20 protein-coding genes and 1 tRNA gene are annotated in these 17,445 nt (G+C 66.7%); 8 read left to right on the top strand and 13 right to left on the bottom strand.

Annotated features, from left to right (window positions below):
• Window positions 1-79 precede the first annotated feature (79 nt).
• The 4 genes from Q0996_RS20505 to Q0996_RS20490 form a co-directional block, all read right to left on the bottom strand.
• Window positions 80-1,042, bottom strand: coding sequence for a bifunctional riboflavin kinase/FAD synthetase (locus tag Q0996_RS20505; RefSeq protein ID WP_299624200.1), 963 nt, complete (start codon window positions 1,040-1,042; stop codon window positions 80-82).
• Window positions 1,043-1,288: 246 nt separating this feature from the next.
• Entirely contained in the window at window positions 1,289-1,759 is a 471-nt protein-coding gene (locus tag Q0996_RS20500) for a MaoC family dehydratase (RefSeq protein ID WP_299624198.1), read from the bottom strand.
• Window positions 1,760-2,040: 281 nt separating this feature from the next.
• Window positions 2,041-3,324 (bottom strand): MFS transporter, encoded by a 1,284-nt coding sequence (locus tag Q0996_RS20495; protein WP_299624196.1) that lies wholly within the window; start codon window positions 3,322-3,324, stop codon window positions 2,041-2,043.
• Between the two features lie 142 nt (window positions 3,325-3,466).
• Window positions 3,467-3,844, bottom strand: a complete 378-nt coding sequence (locus Q0996_RS20490; RefSeq protein WP_299624194.1) for a Spx/MgsR family RNA polymerase-binding regulatory protein — start codon at window positions 3,842-3,844, stop codon at window positions 3,467-3,469.
• A gap of 402 nt (window positions 3,845-4,246) precedes the next feature.
• Between Q0996_RS20490 and Q0996_RS20485 the strand changes: the two genes are divergently transcribed.
• From Q0996_RS20485 to Q0996_RS20475, 3 genes are all read left to right on the top strand, one after another.
• Window positions 4,247-4,672 carry a response regulator gene (locus Q0996_RS20485; RefSeq protein WP_299624191.1) on the top strand — a complete coding sequence of 142 codons (426 nt, stop codon included), beginning with the start codon at window positions 4,247-4,249 and terminating at the stop codon, window positions 4,670-4,672.
• A gap of 5 nt (window positions 4,673-4,677) precedes the next feature.
• Window positions 4,678-4,848 (top strand): hypothetical protein, encoded by a 171-nt coding sequence (locus tag Q0996_RS20480; RefSeq protein WP_299624189.1) that lies wholly within the window; start codon window positions 4,678-4,680, stop codon window positions 4,846-4,848.
• A gap of 196 nt (window positions 4,849-5,044) precedes the next feature.
• Window positions 5,045-5,728 carry a response regulator transcription factor gene (locus Q0996_RS20475; RefSeq protein ID WP_299624186.1) on the top strand — a complete coding sequence of 228 codons (684 nt, stop codon included), beginning with the start codon at window positions 5,045-5,047 and terminating at the stop codon, window positions 5,726-5,728.
• Between the two features lie 111 nt (window positions 5,729-5,839).
• Here Q0996_RS20475 and Q0996_RS20470 read toward each other — a convergent pair whose 3' ends face one another.
• Window positions 5,840-6,952: a sensor histidine kinase KdpD gene (locus Q0996_RS20470; RefSeq protein WP_299624183.1), complete on the bottom strand. Its 1,113-nt coding sequence runs from the start codon at window positions 6,950-6,952 to the stop codon at window positions 5,840-5,842.
• Window positions 6,953-7,123: 171 nt separating this feature from the next.
• Here Q0996_RS20470 and Q0996_RS20465 point away from each other — a divergent pair, with 171 nt between their 5' ends.
• Window positions 7,124-8,230 carry a cis-3-hydroxy-L-proline dehydratase gene (locus Q0996_RS20465; RefSeq protein ID WP_299624180.1) on the top strand — a complete coding sequence of 369 codons (1,107 nt, stop codon included), beginning with the start codon at window positions 7,124-7,126 and terminating at the stop codon, window positions 8,228-8,230.
• A 15-nt stretch (window positions 8,231-8,245) separates the two neighbouring features.
• On the opposite strand, the gene Q0996_RS20460 is transcribed toward Q0996_RS20465, so the two are convergent.
• The 4 genes from Q0996_RS20460 to Q0996_RS20445 form a co-directional block, all read right to left on the bottom strand.
• A complete protein-coding gene (locus Q0996_RS20460) occupies window positions 8,246-8,749 on the bottom strand; it encodes a hypothetical protein (RefSeq protein ID WP_299624177.1) in 504 nt (167 codons plus the stop codon).
• A 168-nt stretch (window positions 8,750-8,917) separates the two neighbouring features.
• Window positions 8,918-9,670 (bottom strand): SDR family oxidoreductase, encoded by a 753-nt coding sequence (locus Q0996_RS20455; RefSeq protein ID WP_299624230.1) that lies wholly within the window; start codon window positions 9,668-9,670, stop codon window positions 8,918-8,920.
• A 110-nt stretch (window positions 9,671-9,780) separates the two neighbouring features.
• The gene (gene folE / locus Q0996_RS20450) at window positions 9,781-10,410 is read right to left on the bottom strand and encodes a GTP cyclohydrolase I FolE (RefSeq protein ID WP_299624175.1); all 630 of its coding nucleotides are present in this window, start codon (window positions 10,408-10,410) and stop codon (window positions 9,781-9,783) included.
• A 201-nt stretch (window positions 10,411-10,611) separates the two neighbouring features.
• A tRNA-Leu gene (locus tag Q0996_RS20445) sits at window positions 10,612-10,698 on the bottom strand.
• Between the two features lie 736 nt (window positions 10,699-11,434).
• Here Q0996_RS20445 and Q0996_RS20440 point away from each other — a divergent pair.
• Window positions 11,435-11,929, top strand: coding sequence for a cold-shock protein (locus tag Q0996_RS20440; protein ID WP_299624172.1), 495 nt, complete (start codon window positions 11,435-11,437; stop codon window positions 11,927-11,929).
• A 296-nt stretch (window positions 11,930-12,225) separates the two neighbouring features.
• Here the strand turns inward: Q0996_RS20440 and Q0996_RS20435 are convergent, their stop codons facing one another.
• The gene (locus Q0996_RS20435) at window positions 12,226-12,630 is read right to left on the bottom strand and encodes a nuclear transport factor 2 family protein (protein WP_299624170.1); all 405 of its coding nucleotides are present in this window, start codon (window positions 12,628-12,630) and stop codon (window positions 12,226-12,228) included.
• A gap of 342 nt (window positions 12,631-12,972) precedes the next feature.
• Here Q0996_RS20435 and Q0996_RS20430 point away from each other — a divergent pair, with 342 nt between their 5' ends.
• The 3 genes from Q0996_RS20430 (at window position 12,973) to Q0996_RS20420 (ending at window position 14,897) form a co-directional block, all read left to right on the top strand.
• Complete coding sequence (locus tag Q0996_RS20430; RefSeq protein WP_299624167.1) at window positions 12,973-13,554, top strand: YqaA family protein; 582 nt, start codon at window positions 12,973-12,975, stop codon at window positions 13,552-13,554.
• A gap of 165 nt (window positions 13,555-13,719) precedes the next feature.
• Window positions 13,720-14,295, top strand: coding sequence for a disulfide bond formation protein B (locus Q0996_RS20425; protein ID WP_299624164.1), 576 nt, complete (start codon window positions 13,720-13,722; stop codon window positions 14,293-14,295).
• Between the two features lie 113 nt (window positions 14,296-14,408).
• A complete protein-coding gene (locus tag Q0996_RS20420) occupies window positions 14,409-14,897 on the top strand; it encodes a demethoxyubiquinone hydroxylase family protein (RefSeq protein WP_322096770.1) in 489 nt (162 codons plus the stop codon).
• Window positions 14,898-15,167: 270 nt separating this feature from the next.
• Here the strand turns inward: Q0996_RS20420 and Q0996_RS20415 are convergent, their stop codons facing one another.
• The 3 genes from Q0996_RS20415 to Q0996_RS20405 all read right to left on the bottom strand — a co-directional run bounded on the left by Q0996_RS20415 (window position 15,168) and on the right by Q0996_RS20405 (window position 17,437).
• The gene (locus tag Q0996_RS20415; protein WP_299624158.1) at window positions 15,168-15,728 is read right to left on the bottom strand and encodes an HNH endonuclease; all 561 of its coding nucleotides are present in this window, start codon (window positions 15,726-15,728) and stop codon (window positions 15,168-15,170) included.
• Between the two features lie 300 nt (window positions 15,729-16,028).
• Window positions 16,029-16,703 carry an alpha/beta hydrolase gene (locus Q0996_RS20410; protein ID WP_299624155.1) on the bottom strand — a complete coding sequence of 225 codons (675 nt, stop codon included), beginning with the start codon at window positions 16,701-16,703 and terminating at the stop codon, window positions 16,029-16,031.
• A 47-nt stretch (window positions 16,704-16,750) separates the two neighbouring features.
• Window positions 16,751-17,437: a DNA-3-methyladenine glycosylase gene (locus Q0996_RS20405; RefSeq protein WP_299624152.1), complete on the bottom strand. Its 687-nt coding sequence runs from the start codon at window positions 17,435-17,437 to the stop codon at window positions 16,751-16,753.
• Window positions 17,438-17,445: the final 8 nt, after the last annotated feature.

Genomic DNA, 17,445 nt, shown 5'->3' with positions numbered 1-17,445 from the left:
TCTTCTTCAATCGGCTGTGCTGGCGAGGCCGGCCTGCGCCTCGGCTCCCCCGTTTGGATCGGGGTCTCGGATTTGGATCTCAGTTCGGGCCCAGCTCGGCCAGAATTGCCCGGGCCTGATCGCAATCGAGGGCGATTTGTGCCTGCAAAGCCTCAAGTCCGTCAAACTTCTTTTCAGGACGCAGGAACTCGATGAGCCGCACCCGCAGGGTCTCGCCGTAGAGATCGCCGGTGAAATCGAAGAGATGCACCTCCAGGCGCAGATCCTCGCCGGCCACCGTGGGCCGCCGTCCCAGGTTGGCCACCGCCGCCGCCCAGGCGGTTTCCTCGCCGTGCTCCACCCCGGGGTCACGGCCGGCATAGACGGCATAGACGCCGAGCTGCGGGCAGAGATAGTCGCCGAGGGCCAGGTTGGCGGTGGGAAAGCCGATGCTGCGGCCGCGCTGGTCGCCCTTCTCGACCCGCCCCTCGATCTCCCAGGGCCGGCCCAGCAGTTGGGCCGCCTCGCGCGGCCGGCCCTCGCGCAGGTGGCGGCGGATGATCGAAGAGGAGTGGACATCCCCGGTGGCCGTCATCACCGGGTCCACGGCGGTCAGGCCGAAGCCGAGCCTGGCGCCCATGGACTTCAGCAGGGTGACGTTGCCCCGGCGCATATGCCCGAAGCAGAAATCCCAGCCGACCACCACGTGGCGCGCCGCCAGGTCGGCGCAGAGAATCTCCTCGACGAAGGCCTCGGCAGGCTTCTGCGAAAAGGCGCGGTCGAAGTGCAGTACGAAGAGGTGGTCGACGCCGAAATCCTGAAGCGCATGGGCCTTCGAGCGCAGGGAGGTCAGGCGGAAGGGCGGATCGTCCGCCCGAAAGACAGAGCGGGGGTGCGGCTCGAAGGTCAGCACGGCCAGCGGTGCGCCCAACCCCTCGGCGGCGCGGCGGGCATCGGCCAGGAGCGTCTGGTGGCCCTTGTGGACGCCGTCGAAGTTGCCGATGACGACCACGCAGCCCTTGGCCTCGTCGGGAATCTCGCTGCTGTGTCGGAAAATTGCCATGGGCTGGGCCGGCCTGGAGCCTCAAGTCTACCGGAGAGAACGCGGTCTCACGTGAACGAAAACACCAAAATCGACGATCGCAAACAGGAGGCACCGACCTGGCGATCGTCACGGCCCAGCGGATTCGCGATTGCGGCGAGAAGATAGCGCGCCGGAAAGGCTGTGGGTAGCGCTCTTGCAGCCTTCAGAGCGCGCCGCGGCCGTGATGCGGGTGAGAAACGAGGTCCTGCGACGGCTCGGAGGGGGTTACTCGGCGGCCTGCGGTTCTTCCGGAGAGACGGGCAGGTCCTGGCGGCTGTGAACCATCAGGGTCGCTTCGCCTTCAAGGACGACACGACCGCCCACCACCGAGCAGACCGTGTCGAAGACGACGCGCTTTTTCTCGGCCTGGATCTCCTTGACCGTGACCCGGGCCTCAACGGTATCGCCGACCTTCACCGGCGCCTTGAAGCGCAGGTCCTGGCGCAGGTAGATGCAGCCCGGCCCCGGCAGGCGGGTGCCGAAGACCGTGGAGATGAAGCTGGCGGACAGCATGCCGTGGGCGATGCGCCCCGAAAACATGGTCTGCTCGGCAAAGCTCTGGTCCAGATGCACCGGATTGGTGTCCCCGGAAATGCCGGCGAACATGGTGATGTCCGCCTCGCTGACCGTCTTCGCGAAAACCGCCGTCATCCCCTCCGACAGGTCCTCGATGAAGTAGCCGTGCTTTTCCCTCATCAGATCACGCCCTCTACCATTGAAATTATATTTCTTTCTACCCAGCCGTGTCGCAATATTGTTATGAATACCTTAGTGGATCATTTACCGCTTCGCAAGTGCGAATTCGCGGATGCGAAGACAGCGAAAGTATCACTCTGTTTGGTAAAATTTGCCTTAGGATTAGGCATTTTTTTGCAGTGCCCAAGGGATTTGCATGAGCAAACCCCGCCGACCCAGGGGGGCGGTCATGGGCCGGTCGCACACAGGCAGGAACCGATTCGACGGAAGCCGGATATCTGCTAACGGCGCGGGCGGCTGCCGACGGCCATGGCGGCCAGATCGCGGTCCCTGTGATCCCGGTAGGCATCCATCGGCAGGGTCGCGGTGGGCGCGTTCAAGGAGGTGGCCACCGGTATGCTGGGCCCCTGTTCGCGCAGCGGCACCGAGGCGCGCCGTGCCATGCGGTAGAGCGCGAAGACGCCGATGGCGGCATGGACAATGCCGATCAGGATGAAAAAGCCGTCGGGCCCGATCCGGCCCATGAGCTGCGAGATCACGATCGGTCCGAAGATCGCTCCGGTTCCGTTCACCAGCATGAGCGTGCCGCTGGCGGCAACCATCTGCTTGGGCGTCAGGTAATCGTTGGTGTGGGCCAGACAGAGCGAATACATGGGAAAGCTCATGCCGCCGAGCAGGAAGGCAATGGCGTAGAGCCCGATCAGATTGCCGCCGGAGAAGATCGGCGCGACGAAACCGATGAAGGCCGCCGAAAAGGTGACCCCGGCCAGTACGCGGCGCCGGTCCAACTTGTCGGAAAGGCGACCGATGGGCCACTGAAACGCCATCCCGCCGATGATCACCATGCCGACGAAGACCGCGATCTGCGAGACCTCCAGTCCGATGAGCCCGGCATAGACCGCCCCCATGGAGAACAGCGCGCCGTTGGAAACCCCGGTCCCCCAGGACCCGACGACACCCAGCGGCGAGGCCCGGAAGAGGGCGCGGATCCCCACCGGCGTGGGGGCCGAGAAATCGGGGGCCGACCCGACGGAGACCGAAATCGGCACCAGCGCGAGAGACACCAGCACCGAGGCCAGGACGAAGAGCACGAAGCTGTTCGGGTCGGAGAGGTTGAGCAGGAACTGCCCGCCGGCGACGCCGCCCAGCACCACCAGCATGTAGACCGAGAGCATGGAGCCGCGGGTTTCGTTGGTGGCGCGGTCGTTCAGCCAGGACTCGGCGACGATGTAGAGCCCGGCATAGCAGAAACCGGTCACCACCCGCATGCAGCCCCAGGTCCAGGGGTCGACGAAGACCGCATGGACCAACGCCGCCGTCGACGCGGTGGAGGCCAGGGCGGCAAAGACCCTGACATGGCCGACGTTGCCGACGACCTTGGGCGTGACCACGGCCCCGGCAAGAAAGCCAAGAAAATAGCCGGACATCACCCAACCGGTGGTTTCAGTCGTGAAGGCCTCGGCCGTCGCGCGGATGCCAAGCAGGGAATTCTGGAGCCCGTTGCCCAGCATGATCATGCCGAGGCCGACGAAAAGCGCCCAGGCGGAGCGGACGGCTGCCAACATCGGGGATCCTGCCATTGCGCCTCGATCTCTCGCTTATGCCTGCGCCCCTGGGGCGCTGCTGTCGGAATCGCGCCAACAGCAGGACGCGAACGGGCGACTGGATCGCCTGCCGGCAACTGCGGCGCTGCCCGCCACCCGAACCTCAGCCGGCTGCCGCCCCACGACTCTCCAAGGCCTCGACCAGCGCCGCCTGCTGGGCGGCAGCAAACCCGACAAGCAGCAGGTCGCCCAGCGCGATGACCGGCCGCTTAACCAGGGTCGGATTGTCCAGCAGCAGACGCCTGGCCCCTGCCGGGTCCAGTCCCTCCTTGGCTCCATCGGGCAGCGCGCGCCAGGTGGTGCTGCGCCGGTTCAGCAGCGCTTCCCAACCCACCACGCCGATCCAGCGATCCAGCATGTCTTCGTCAAGACCGTCGGCACGCAGATCATGAAACTGCGGGGAGCAGTCCCGCGCCTTCAAAAACGCGACCGCCTTGCGGCAGCTGTCGCAGGTCTTGAGACCGTAGAGAGTGAGCGTCATCAGGCTGTCCGGCTGCGCGGGCCGCGGGGCGTCGCGGTGGAACAATCGGGCCAAGGCCTCTCACAGCCTCGCCGCCAATGCAAGAACCTGGCTGAGGGCCAAAATCCGGATTCGGGAAATTGGGGCGGACCCGCGCGGCGCCGAAAGAAGGCTTGCGGTCCAATACAGGCTTGCTGTCCTATAGTACAAAAGGTCACTGTCAAAAACGTCCGATCGCCAACTGGTCTTGCCCGCGGACCACTGGCGGCCCGGACCGGATCGGCGACTTAGGCGTGCGTGTATTTTGGCCAAACGCCAAAAGGTTGTATCATTGACATAGTCCTCGCCGGATTGGCCGGCTTGGCAGCACGGGCGGACGCCAGCCACGCGCGCCGGAGAATCGGGCGAGAAAGGATGGACCGGATGACGACTGTGGCCAGCAGCGGCGAAGAAAGCGACCGAACCCCAAACCGCTCCCCCCTCGCCGGGAAGACGATCGTGCTGTTCGAAGACGACGACCTCGTCAGGCGGGCGACGGAACGCCTGCTGCGCGGGCTCGGCGCCCAGGTCGTCGTGGCCTCCGGCAGCGGCCAGGCACTGGAAGTGCTGCGTTCAGCGGACCTTACACCCGACTGGGTCGTCGCGGACTACTGGCTCACGCCGGACGAAAGTGGCCTTGCCGCCACCCAGGCCGTGCTCGCGCAAATGGGGGGCCGTGTGAGAGGCGTCATCCTGACCGGCGATTCCTCGAGCGAGATCTCGGCGGCCGTTTCGGAGGCCGGCCTGCGCCTCTTGAGAAAACCGGTCAGTGTTGATCAATTCATTGCCTTGCTTACCGAGAATGGCTAGTCGGAGTGTCCGACCGCACTGTTTGCAGCAAGGGCGCAACTGTCAAAAATAAACCAAAAGTTGCAGGCTCGATGCCTCCCGAGGTGCCGGATATATTGAGTTCCGAGGCTGTGGATATCGGGTTTGTTGGCGGAATTCCTAAAAAACGCAAAGGTGAACCCATGTTTTCTGGTTGATAATTCTTCGAAAGACCGGAAAATAGTTGCTCTGCAGAATCGAATGACTAACTGCTCTGCTAGTTGTGGGTTATCGTGATCCCGGCGGGCTATCTTGCCATCTCGTTTATCTCGCGAATTGGGCATGGCCATAACAAAATGGAAGGAAGGTATATCTTCCACGTGCAGCAGCAATCAAATCAGGAATGACTAAATCATGAAGGTCCTTTACGCCGACGATCATTGGATTACTCGCAGCGCTGCAAAACATCTAATCGATCGGTTGGAGCGCGGCAGCGAGCTACTGGAAGCGGCCGACTTCCGCCAAGCCTTGGATCTGGCGTCGGCCAATCCAGACTTGGATCTGATACTGCTGGACCTGTTGATGCCGGGCATGAAGCGCTTCGAAGGACTGCGCGCCATCCGGGAGTGCCTGCCCCAGGTGCCGGTGGTGGTGATGTCCGCCATCGAAGATAGGGATGAAATCCTGCGCTGCATCGAGGCTGGGGCCATGGGCTACATTCCCAAGTCGTCGCAAAGCGACGAAGTGACCTCCGCCCTGCAGACCGTGCTGGCCGGCGGCGTCGCTTTCCCGCGGCGCCTTCTGGAACAGCGCAACCCGGCCAAGAAGCAGGCGGTCTATGCCTTCGGCAACGAGAAGTCTCTGGAGGACGTGGCCACAGCCCTGACCAAGCGGCAGCTTCAGGTCTACAAGCTTTTGGGTCAGGGCATGTCGAATGCCCAGGTGGCGGAGGCCTTGGGGCTCTCCGAGCACACCGTCAGGGTCCATGTCTCGGCCATCGTCAAGCGCCTGAACCTGGACAGCCGCACCCAGGCGGCGATCAGCGCCGCGGCCCAGGCGAGAGCCGTCGAGGACGAGGCGGAAGCCGCCAACTTCTGAGCCCGGCCCCTTAGGGGCCCGAATCTCACCGCATCGGCGACCGAGCGATCGGCCGCGGTTCGTGGCAATGGTCGTCGGGTAATGCCCAGGGCTATGACCACCGGGTCGTAGTCACCGGGTACTGATCGCAAAGAGGCTGAGGGCACGCAGCCGGGCCGGCTTCACCGGGCGGGCCAGCAGGTGCAGTCTGCCCTTTGCCGCCTTGGGTTCGCTCTCCGGGCGTTGTTCCCCCAGCAGGATCAGGGCCGTGTCCGCCATCTGCCCGCGCTGAGCCGCCGCCATCACACTCCAGCCCCCGCAGGCGACGAAGGTGTCCTGCTCGGAGATCAATAGGGCCGGGCCGGCCGCCAGTCCGTCGGCCAGGGCTGCCCGGCCCGCCGGCACACGGTCTATCACAGCGCCCCACAGAGCAAAGTGTTGGCACAGCATATCCGCGTCCTCGCAGTCCACCACCAGCACCCGCGTTCCCTCCAGGGGATTGGTGGAAACGTTGTAATCTCCTGAACCGCCCCCCTCCGCCGCACGCGGTGCAGGCCGCGGGACCGCGGTGGGCAGGGTCAGGTGAAAGCAGCTGCCGCCGCCGGGGCGGGAGGTGAGTCCGATCTCTGCGCCGGACAGTGCCGCCAGGCCCTGCGCAAGGGGCAGGCCGAGGCCGAGGCCCCGTTCGCGCGGGCGCACCTCGTTCTCCAGCCGGAAGAAGGGCTCGAAGACCCTTTCCTGCATGTCGGCCGCGATCCCCGGCCCAGTGTCCCAGACCTCAAGCCTGACCGCGCCCTCCTGCCGGCGGCATCCCAGCAGCACCCCGCCCTGGTGGGTGAACTTCGCCGCGTTGTCCAGCAGGATCGCGAGAATGCGCTGCACGAGCGCGCCGTCAGCGCGCACGATCTGGTGGCTGCGCACCACCCGGAACCGGAGCTTCAGTTCCGCAAAGCGCTGGACGTAGTGATCCTGCAGACGGGCCAGGAGATCGGACAGGAGGAGGTTGTGCGGTTGCGATGCAATCTGCCCCTGCCCGACCTTCTCGAGCTCGACCAGCGAATCCAGCCAGCTGCTGCTGAGGCGCAGCGCATAACGCAGGTCCTCGATGACGGCGTCGCGGTCGCGCCCGGAAACGCCTTGGCTAAGTTCGCCGATCAGAAGGCTTATGGCGTTGAACGGCTGACGTAGCTGGTGTTCGGCGCCCAGCAGCAGGCTGCGGCCCGGCGCCATCTTAGTTTGATCCAAAGAGCGGCTCCACAATCTTGACCCGTCATGATAGGCACAAAAGACGCCGGTTTGAATTCCTAAGAGGCGCAGGCTCCGCCGGGGCGCAGCGGCAAGCGGCGGGGCGGCGGCGGTGACAAGAGCGCCCCTCCGGCGGCAAGATGGCACCCTCGCGACCCAGGGGACCCCGCCATGAAGATCATCCGCATCGACGTCTTTCAGGTCGACCTGCCGCTGCACGAGGGCCGCTACAGCTGGGCCGGCGGCAAGTCGGTGGACGTCTTCGATTCCACCGTCGTCCGCCTGGTCTGCGACAACGGCCTGACCGGCCACGGCGAGGTCTGCCCTCTGGGGCCCGTCTATCTGCCGGTCTTCGCCGCCGGTGTCCGCGCCGCCCTCGCCGAGCTGGCCCCGGCGCTGCTGGGCGCCGACCCGCGCGGCATCGATACGGTTTATCTGACCATGGACCAAACCCTGAAGGGCCAGCCGGCGGCCAAGTCGGCGCTGGACATGGCTTGCTGGGACCTCCTGGGGCAGGTGACGGAGCTGCCGGTCCATGCGCTGCTCGGCGGGCGCTTCGGCGAGAGCGTGTCGCTTTACCGGGCGATCTCCCAGGACCGGCCGGAGGCCATGGCCGCACGGGTCGCCCAATACCGGGCGGAGGGCTATCGGCGCTTCCAGCTCAAGGTCGGTGGCGACCCGGACGAGGATATCCAGCGGATCGAGGCGGCTGCCGCGGCCCTCACCGGCGGCGACATCCTGGTGGCCGACGCCAACACCGGCTGGCTGCCCCATCAGGCGCGCCGCGTGGTCGATGCCGTGCGCGGCCTCGACGTCTATATCGAACAGCCCTGCCTCGGCTACGAGGAGTGTCTCAGCGTGCGCCGCGCCTGTGCCCGGCCCTTCGTGCTGGACGAGTTCATCGGCGATGTGGAGAGCCTGCTGCGCGCCCAGCGCGACGGCGCCATGGACGCGGTGAACATCAAGCTCAGCAAGGTGGGCGGCCTGACCAGGGCCCGCCAGCTCCGTGACCTCTGCGTCAGCCTGGGGCTTGCCATGACCATCGAGGACAGTTGGGGCGGCGACATCACGACGGCCGCCATCGCCGCCCTGGCCCATTCGACGCCGGAAGCCTTTCGCTTCACTGCCACCGATTTCAACAGCTACGTCACCCGCTCCATCGCCGAGGGCGCACCGCAGCGGTCCGAGGGCACCTTCGCCGCCAGCCGGGCGTCGGGCCTCGGCATCACCCCGCGCGAAGACGTGCTCGGCGAGCCGGTGATGCGTTTTCGAGTCTGAGGAGCAACAACACTCCTACCTGTGAAGGTAGCGCACCAGGTGGCGGCTGCCCTGCAGGATGTAGCCGCGGCCGTGGCGGTCGTAGCACATGACGCCGCCGAGCAGCGCCTTGTGGCCGCGATAGACGCCGACCTTCACCACATCGTGGCAGGCGTGGCGCCCATGGTGCCGGACGACGCCTTTGCGGTGCAGCTTGCGCCCGCCATGGAAGTGCCGCTTTCCGTGAAAATGACCCCCGCGAAAATGACCCCCGTGAAACTTGCGGTGCTTGTGAAAGCGGTGGCTGTGGTGGCCGTGGCGCTTGACGTGCTTGTGGCCGTGCCCCTTGCGCAGGGTTCGGTGGTGGGCCTTGTGCAGCAGCACCTCTCCGTCCTGCAGATGCGTCGCCGTGCCGGACGCGATCTGGGCACCCAGCGTGACGCCGGCCGAGGCCGGCGCCGCCGACCCGAGGGTGAGGGCAAGGACCAAAGTTGCCAGAACGGCGCCGAGGGCCGTCGCGGTGGTTCGATGGGCAGCCATGACTGCCTCCTTTCCTTGCGTTGCCGGTCAGGCCCGCGGTCGGCCGCCGCTTGGGCGGCCAAGCGACACTGGCCTTTCGGTGATCTACGCAAGAATCTGGGGCGCCATCCCCGGCGGTGCCCCCAACAGCGAGTCACAAGGCGGTGAGGCGAACGCGAGTGTTCGGGCTCAACCGGCGCCATCCGGCGCGCCGACGGCGGTGGTGAGGTGGTCGCCGCCGTCGAGGGCCAGCATCTGACCGGTGACGGAGCGAGCCTCCAACAGGAACTGCAGGGCCGCGGAGACCTCGGACAGACTGGGCGGACGCGCCAGCGGCAGGCGGCGGCAGCGCTCCGCGAAGTCCGCCTCGCTCTGGCCGTTGGCGGGCAGCGTCGGGCCCAAACCGATCCCGTTCACCCGGATGCGCGGGGCCAGGGCCTGGGCCAGGGTCCGGGTGAGGGTCCAGAGCCCGGACTTGGAGAGGGTGTAGCTGACATAGCGCGGCGAGAGGTTCCAGACCCGGGAATCGATCATGTTGACCACCAGGCCCCGGGCCTGCGACGGCAGGGCCTCGGCAAAGGCCTGGGTGAGCGCGAAGGGCGCGCGCAGGTTGGTCTCCAGATGCTGCTGCCAGGAGGAGCGGTCGGCGGTTGCGAGGTCGTCGTAGTCGAAGACCGAGGCGTTGTTGATCAGCAGCCCCAGCGGCCCCACCGTCCGTTGCGCCGCCGCCACCAGTCCGGCGAGGTCCGCCTCGTCGCGCAGGTCGGCGCGCAGGGCCGCGGCCGCGCCGCCGGCCTCGCCCACCTCCCGGCAAAGGGCCTTGGCCGCGCCTTCGGAGCTGCGGTAGTGCACGGCGACCGCCCAACCCCGGGCCGCCAGGTCGCGGGCCAGCGCCGCGCCGATGCGCCGGGCGCCGCCGGTGATCAGCGCCGCCCGCGGCATCGCCGGCTCGGGAGGCGGCTCCGCCGCCGCGCCTTGCTGCGGGTCCTCGCGTACGTTGAGCTGTCTGTCGGGGTGTACGTCGTGCGGCATGAGGGCGGGCCGTACGCCGTCTACTTGCCGATCATGCCGAGGAATTCCTGGCGTGTCTTGGGGTCCTTGCGGAAGGCGCCCAGCATGCGGCTTGTGACCATGGTGACGCCGGGCTTGTGGACGCCGCGGGTGGTCATGCACTGGTGGGTGGCCTCGATCACCACGGCAACGCCGTGGGGCTGCAGCACCGCCTCGATGGTGTTGGCGATCTGGGCGGTCATCTTCTCCTGGATCTGCAGGCGCCGGGCATAGACCTCCACCACCCGGGCCAGCTTGGAGATGCCAACCACCCGGGTGCGCGGGAAATAGGCGACATGGGCGACACCGATGATGGGCGCCAGGTGATGCTCGCAGTGGCTTTCGAAGCGGATGTCGCGCAGCAGCACCATCTCGTCGTATCCGTCGGTCTCCTCGAAGGTCCGCTGCAGCATCTCGATGGGATCGACGAGGTAACCGCCGAAGAACTCCTCATAGGCGCGCACCACCCGCTCCGGCGTGGCCAGGAGCCCCTCGCGGTTCGGGTCGTCGCCGGCCCAGCGTAAGAGAGTGCGCACCGCCTCCTCCGCCTCGGCCCGGTCCGGCCGGCGGGCCGCCGCCGCCTCACGCTCCTGCGCCAGGACCTCGCGCACCGACTGTACCTTGCTGTTCATCACCCACTCCCGCTCTCTCTCAAGGCCGGCCGTCCGGCCGGCCCCCATACCCCAGCAACCAACTAGGCCGCAGCCCGGTGATTCCAAGCAAGCCGCGACTGAAAGTGCAATAGTGGAGGTGGTGCGGACGGGATGGCCTTCCACGAGACGCACCGTCGCGCTGCCGTCAAATTGTCCGAAGACTTATCGGACGACCTCGTTTGGTGCCCCTGGCCTGACTCGAACAGGCACTCCCTTGCGAGAAACAGATTTTGAGTCTGTCGCGTCTACCAATTCCGCCACAGGGGCCACCTGCACGCCTTAGGGGCATGCCACCGTATGAGGAGGGAGCGCCTCCCCGGGTTTTGGCGCGGCGCATCATAGCCGCGCGGGCGGGCTTGGCAACCGGTCTGTGGCACGCGGGCGGCACGGTCTCGGTCCTCGGAGGCCTTGAAACCCAACATTTTGTAGGGCTTGCGGCGGTCGGAACCGCTGGGATTGCATCGCTCCACGCTTTTCTATGGAACTAGGTTAAGAGTCAGGCTTAAATGGAACGGTCATGCCGCATGGCACAAATTGATCATCTGTCAAGCCGCGAAGGCGGCGGATCGGCGTTCGGCGGTGCAGCGTGACCCGGCGACACTCCCGTTAAGAGGGTGGCGCCGGCAGAAGGAGGGCCGAAACGGCGGACCTCCGGGAGAGCGGGACGATTGGGGAAGTTTGATGACGGATAGGCGCCGGCGCGGGCCCCGCGCGGGCTAATCCGGCGCCAAGATGGGAAGATACCCGGCATCGCCACCATGCGTAATCGTGGGCGTAATCGTGGCAGAGGGGACGAGCGGCCGGCCCCGCCCAGGCGCGGTCCGGCTGAGCGCTTGTTTTCCAGCGAAACGATGGGCTGACCGAAGGATGCGCCTCTGGGGATGCGCGTCCGGCGGGCGCGGCGGGTAACGGCTTCCCGCAAGGACGGGCCGACGAGACCCCGGTTCGAAAACGGGGCAAGGGCTTGGGGGCGAAGACGTAGCGTTGTGGAGTAGCCGTAGGAATGAATGACCGTGATTTCGAGTCGCAGGAGATCACTCACCGCGAAGTCACTGCCGTGGTCAAGTGGTTCAACGCGACCAAGGGCTTTGGATTTGTCCAATTGAACGAAGGCGCCCCGGACGCCTTTCTCCATATCTCGGTGGTGGAACGATCGGGCAACCGCGATTTCGTCGAGGGCACGGAGATCGTCTGCGACCTGATGCAGGGCCGCAAGGGCCTGCAGGTGGCGGAGATCCACCGCGTCGTCTCGGCCCCCGCGGCCGGTGAGCCGATGGGCGAGGGCGCGACGGAGGTGGTCGAAGGCCGGGTGAAGTTCTTCAACGTGGAAAAGGGCTTCGGCTTCGTGATCCCGGACAACGGCGGCAAGGACGTCTTCGTGTCCGGCCGCACCCTGGAGCGCTTCGGCATCGGCGCGCTGGAGCCCAATCAGCGCGTGCGCCTGCAGACCCGCATGGGCCAGAAGGGCCCCATGGCGGAACACGTCGAGCTGATCTGAGCGCAGGCCACGCACAACTTCGGCGCCGGCCTTCCGTACGGCCGGACAGAATTGCCGGCCAGAGAAACAGGCGGTTATCTCGCACGAGAATCACCCCCTTCCCGACCTCCCCCCATCAAGGGGGGAGGAGATTTATTTATGCGCTTCAATAGCTTCCCTGTCCCCCTGACGAGGATGGGATGGCATGGCTCTTGGTTTCTCCCTCTCCCCCACGCGGGAGAGGGCCGGGGTGAGGGGGTATTGGTCCGCCACTCCGCTGCGGCCAGGGCTGTTGCCGGGGTGTGGCCGATCACCCCTTACTGCACGCTGCTCTCCTCGTCTTCGGGCAGTTCGCCCGGCGGGGCGTTGCAGGGCCCGGCCTGATGGTGGACCAGCTTCCAGGTCTCGGCCTGGCGCACGAAGACGTTGGTGGCCACCAGGAGGCTGTCGCCGACCAGCTCGTAGCAGGTGACGAAGGCGCTGTTGCGATAACGGTAGGCCCGCGCGCCGCGGCAGGTGATGGCCGGCGCCTCGGCGTTGGAGAGGATGGCCGCCCAGCTCTGCATCACCTCATCCCTGCCCCTGATCGCCGGCCAGCCCGGGTGGATGCAGGCCACCGGCAAGTCCTCCGCCCAGAGCCGGTCCATGGCCTCCAGGTCCTTGGTCTGAAAGGCGACGTAGAAGCCGTCGTTGGCGAAAAGAACGTCTGCGTGTTCCTGCATGCTGTCCCGCGGAGCCGCGCCCTGACTGGGCTGAATTTCCCAAGCTAACGCATTTTGGACTTACGTCGAAACGGTTCCAGCCCGCTCCCCCGCCCGACCACCCCCCGATTGGTTCAAGGGGCCAGTATCCTAATGGGTGGTCGGGCGGGGGAGCGGGCCGGTGCCGCCAAGCCCTCAAGGGCCTAAAGCGTTTTGAGAGCCGCCGGAACCGAGCCGCAGATCAGCCGGTTGCCCGGACCGGGCGACGCTGCTACACGGGCACTCGCCGGGCGCCCTTCGCGTGACCGCACGCGGGCTTGTGGTGGGGCCTCCCGGAGCGCAACCGGCAAAGCGGGGGCCTTTTTGCTGCGGCGTCTTTACGACTGGACCATGGATCTGGCGGGCCATCGCCATGCCCTCTTGGCGCTGGCGGTGATCTCCTTCGCCGAGTCCTCGGTCTTTCCCATTCCCCCCGACATCCTGATCATCCCCATGGTGCTGGCGGCGCGCCATCGCGCCTGGCTGATCGCCACGGTCTGCACCCTGGCCTCGGTGGCCGGCGGCCTGGCGGGTTACGCCATCGGCGCCCTACTGTTCGACACCGTCGGCCAGCCCATCGTCGAATTCTACGGCTACCTTGACCGCTATGCGGAGTTCCAGCAGGGCTATGAGGAATGGGGTGCCTGGATCGTCGCCGGCGCCGGCTTCACCCCCTTCCCTTACAAGGTGATCACCATCACTTCGGGCGTCATGAACCTGGACCTGATGGTCTTCATGATCGCCTCGGTGCTCTCCCGCGGGGCCCGCTTCTTCCTGCTGGCCGCCCTGCTCTGGTATTTCGGCCCGCCGATCCGCGCTTTCATCGAGCGCCACCTGCCGCTGCTGGCGACCCTCTTCTTCGTGCTGCTGTTCGGCGGCTTCATCGCCATCCGCTATCTGTTTTAGGGCGCGTTTTCGACTTACGTCGCATCGGTTCCAGCCCGCTCCCCCGCCCGGCCACCCAGCACCAGCATCCTATGGGTGGCCGGGCGGGGGAGCGGGCCGGCGCCGTCGAGACGAACCCGCTGCGGCATCTACGCGCCTTGGCCCAGGCGGCGGCTGGCAGTAAGTTTGTCCGGCAGAGGACACACCTCGAAGAGGATCGAGACCCTGGCCGAGATCACCGCCCCCTCGATGGCGCAGAACCCGCGCTTCTGGCCGCTGCTGCTGGCCGCCGCCTGCCTCGGCGCCCTGGGGACCGCGCTGGCCTCCCAGTATTGGGGCGGGCTGCACCCCTGTGCGCTCTGCATCTATCAGCGCTATGCCTATGGCGCGGCGCTGGCGGTGGCAGGCCTGGGGGTGCTGCTGGCTGATCGCCCGGACCTGCGCCGGCTTGCCCTGCTGGGCAGCGGCGCGGCCTTCCTGGCCGGCGCCGGCATCGCGGGCTTTCATGTCGGGGTGGAGCAGAAGTGGTGGGAGGGCCTGCCCGGCTGCACCGCCCCGGGTTTGCCCTCCGATGCCAGCGTGGAGGAGCTGCGCCAGCTCCTGCTCGACCAGCCCTTCGCCCCCTGCGACGAGGTGCCCTGGTCGCTGTTGGGGATCTCCATCGCCGGCTACAACGTGCTCGCTTCGCTGGTCCTCGCCGGGCTCGCCATCCGGGCGGCCGCGAGAGTTCCCGAAAGCCCAGCCGAGAGGACCCTGTCATGAGCGACAAAGGTACACCGGCGCAGCCCTCCTCCCCATCGCCGGAGGAGCGTGACGGACCCGCAGCGGACACTTACCTGCCCGGCGATCTGACTCACGACCAGCGCCTCGCCCGCATGATCCGGGTCGACCACGCCGGGGAGTACGGCGCGCGGCGCATCTACGAGGGCCAGCTCGCGGTGCTCGGCCAGTCGCCCTCGGCGCCGACCATCCGCCACATGCACGAACAGGAGTTGAAACACCTGGAGACCTTCGAGCGCCTGTTGGTGGAAAAGCGTGTCCGCCCGACGGCGCTGCAGCCGCTCTGGCATGTCGCCGGCTTCGCCCTGGGCGCGGCCACCGCCCTGATGGGCGAGAAGGCGGCCATGGCCTGCACCGTGGCGGTGGAGGAGGTCATCGACGAGCACTACGCCCGCCAGGCCGAACAGCTCGGCGAGGACGACGCGCCCCTGAAGGAAACCATCGAGACCTTCCGCGCCGAAGAGCTGGAACACCGCGACATCGGCCTGGAGCACGGCGCCGAAGAGGCCCCTGCCTACGAGGCCCTGAGCGGCGCCGTCAAGGCCGGCTCCCGCCTGGCGATCTGGCTCTCGGAACGCTTCTGACGCGCGGGGATTTAGGCGTTCGTCCCGGCACCCTCGAACCATCTCCCCCCTGGCGGGGGAGAAAGCGAAATCATGGTGTTGGCCTCGCAGAGGACAACGCATTCCCACCCACATCGTCACCCTCGGGCTTGTCCCGAGGGTCCATGGACAGAGCGAGACCCGGACTTCGATGGATTGCCGGAACAAGTCCGGCAATGACGATTTGAGAAGCCAGAGGGCGATGGTCTTCTTCCTCCCCCGCAAGGGGGAAAAGAAAAGAATGGCGCGCGCTCAGGTCTCCAGTTCGCTGTCCCAATAAAGAAAATCCCGCCAACTTTCGTGGAGGAAGTTTGGCGGGAAGGCACGGCCGTTTTGCTGGAGCTGAAAGGTCGTCGGCTCCTCCACCGGTCTCATGAGGGTCATACAGGTCTCCTCCAGAAGCCTGTTGCCCTTGATCAGATTGCACTCCTGACAGGCGGTGACGACGTTGTCCCAGGACGTCCGTCCGCCGCGCGAGCGCGGCACGATGTGGTCGAAGGTCAGGTCCTCCGCCGGCAGCGCCTCGGTGCAGTACTGGCACTCGAAGCGGTCGCGCAGGAAGACGTTGAAGCGCGTGAAGGCGGGACGCCGGTCGAGGCTGACGTACTGCTTCAGCGAGATCACGCTGGGCAGCTTCATCTCGAAGCTCGGCGAGCGCACCACGGTGTCGTACTCGGAGACGATGTTCACCCGGTCCAGGAACACGGCCTTGATGGCGTCCTGCCAGCACCAGAGGGACAGGGGGAAGTAGCTCAACGGACGGAAGTCAGCGTTGAGGACGAGCGCCGGGTGGGTCTGTACGGCACCGGTCATGACCGGTCCTTTCCTCCTCTGCTACGTCTCCAAGGGCTGTATCGCCAGGCCAGTGGACGCGCCATAGATACTAAAAGGGAGCACGGCATACAAGATATAGGGGCTCGGCCCTTCTCAGTCTTCATCGAAGTTTCATGTTACCAGAACCCGATGAACAAACCGAGACCCGCTGCGGGCGCGACGACACGACCCCAACTCCAAAAAGTAAGAGAATCTTCTACTTATGCGTTAGATTGCCCAGGAGACACCACACCCGCATCCCCCACGCGAAAGGGCGCCGGTAGGGAACGGCTTGGCGGCTCAATCCGCTTCGGTCTCCCCGACAAGGTTCTGGCGCAGGGCGGCGGCGGCGAACTCCAGGCCGTCCTGGTCGATGCCGTGGGCGAGGCCGGGGCGGGCGAGGCTGGCGACCGGCACCCCCGCGGTCTTGAGCGCCATTTCCGCCATGGGCATGGCGGGAAAGGGAACCACCGGATCGGCCTCGCCGTGAACCAATGCCACCGGCGGGCGGCTGACCAGTTCGGTCGCCAGCAGCTCAGGCTTGATGAGGGCGCCGGAGAAGCCGACCACCACGGCGCAGGGCTTGGGCCGGCGCAGTGCCACGTGAATCGCGGTCATGGTGCCTTGCGAGAAGCCGACCAGGGCCATCCGGTCGTCGGTCAGCCCGTGATTGGCCAGTTCCGCATCGAGGAAGGCGTTGAGCGCCGGGGCCGCAGCCTGGACCCCCGCCAGCATGGCGTCGTTGGAGGTGTCCTGCAGGCTGAACCACTGCCGGCCCGTGGGCGCCATGTCGCAGGGATAGGGCGCGTGGGGGGAGACGAAGGCGGTCTCCGGCAGGACCGGCGCCAGCATCGGCCCCAGAGAAATGAGGTCGTTGCCGTCGGCCCCCAGGCCGTGCAGGAAGACCACCAGGCGGGCGGCCGTCTCCGGCGGTTGCGGGCCGTGGCGCGGGCCGTCGAGCTGTGGCAGGTCCATAAGGCTTCGGTCTCCAGATGAGAGGAAAAAAGCGGGTGGGCGACGGATCAGGCCGTCTTCCTGACGCCGCGCCCCAGGGCGACGCCGGGGTGGCGGTAGAGATGCCAGAGGAAGCGCGCCGCGGCGCTGCGGAAGGGGCGCCAGGGCTCGCCCAGGACCAGCATCGCCTTGCGGTCCGGCCGTGTCGAGAGGCTCTTCAGGTGCTGGGCGGCGATGCAAAGCGCCAGGTCGTCCACCGGCCAGATGTCGGGCCGGCGCAGGGCGAAGAGCAGGTAGATCTCCGCCGTCCAGGGGCCGATACCCTTGATGCGGGTGAGTGCGGCAATGGCCGCATTGTCGTCCAACGACGCCAGGCCGTCGATGTCGAGGCCGCCGCCAGCGATCTCCTCGGCCAACAGGCGCCCGTAGCGCATCTTGGGGCGGCTGAAGCCGATGGCCTTGAGGTCGTTTTCCTCCAGCGCCAGGAAACCCTCGGCGGTCAGAGGATCGAGCCGCTCTTCCAGGCGGCCGACGATGGCCCGCGCCGACTGCACCGAGACCTGCTGGCCGGCGATCATGCGGATCAGGCCGGGAAAGCCCGGCTCGCTGCCGCGCACCGGCGGCAGGCCGCAACGGGCATAGGCCTTGGCGATATCCCGGTCCGCCGCGGCCAGGGACTCGATGGCCGGGCGCAGGGTCTCGTCCGGCGGCGGCGCGGGTGGATCCTGCTCGGGAGGACTCGAATCGGGGCTCATGGCTGGAC

The organism is Pelagibius sp. (genome assembly GCF_028289705.1).
Taxonomy (GTDB): Bacteria; Pseudomonadota; Alphaproteobacteria; order Kiloniellales; family Kiloniellaceae; genus Pelagibius.
This window is presented reverse-complemented; position numbering and strand designations above follow the sequence as displayed.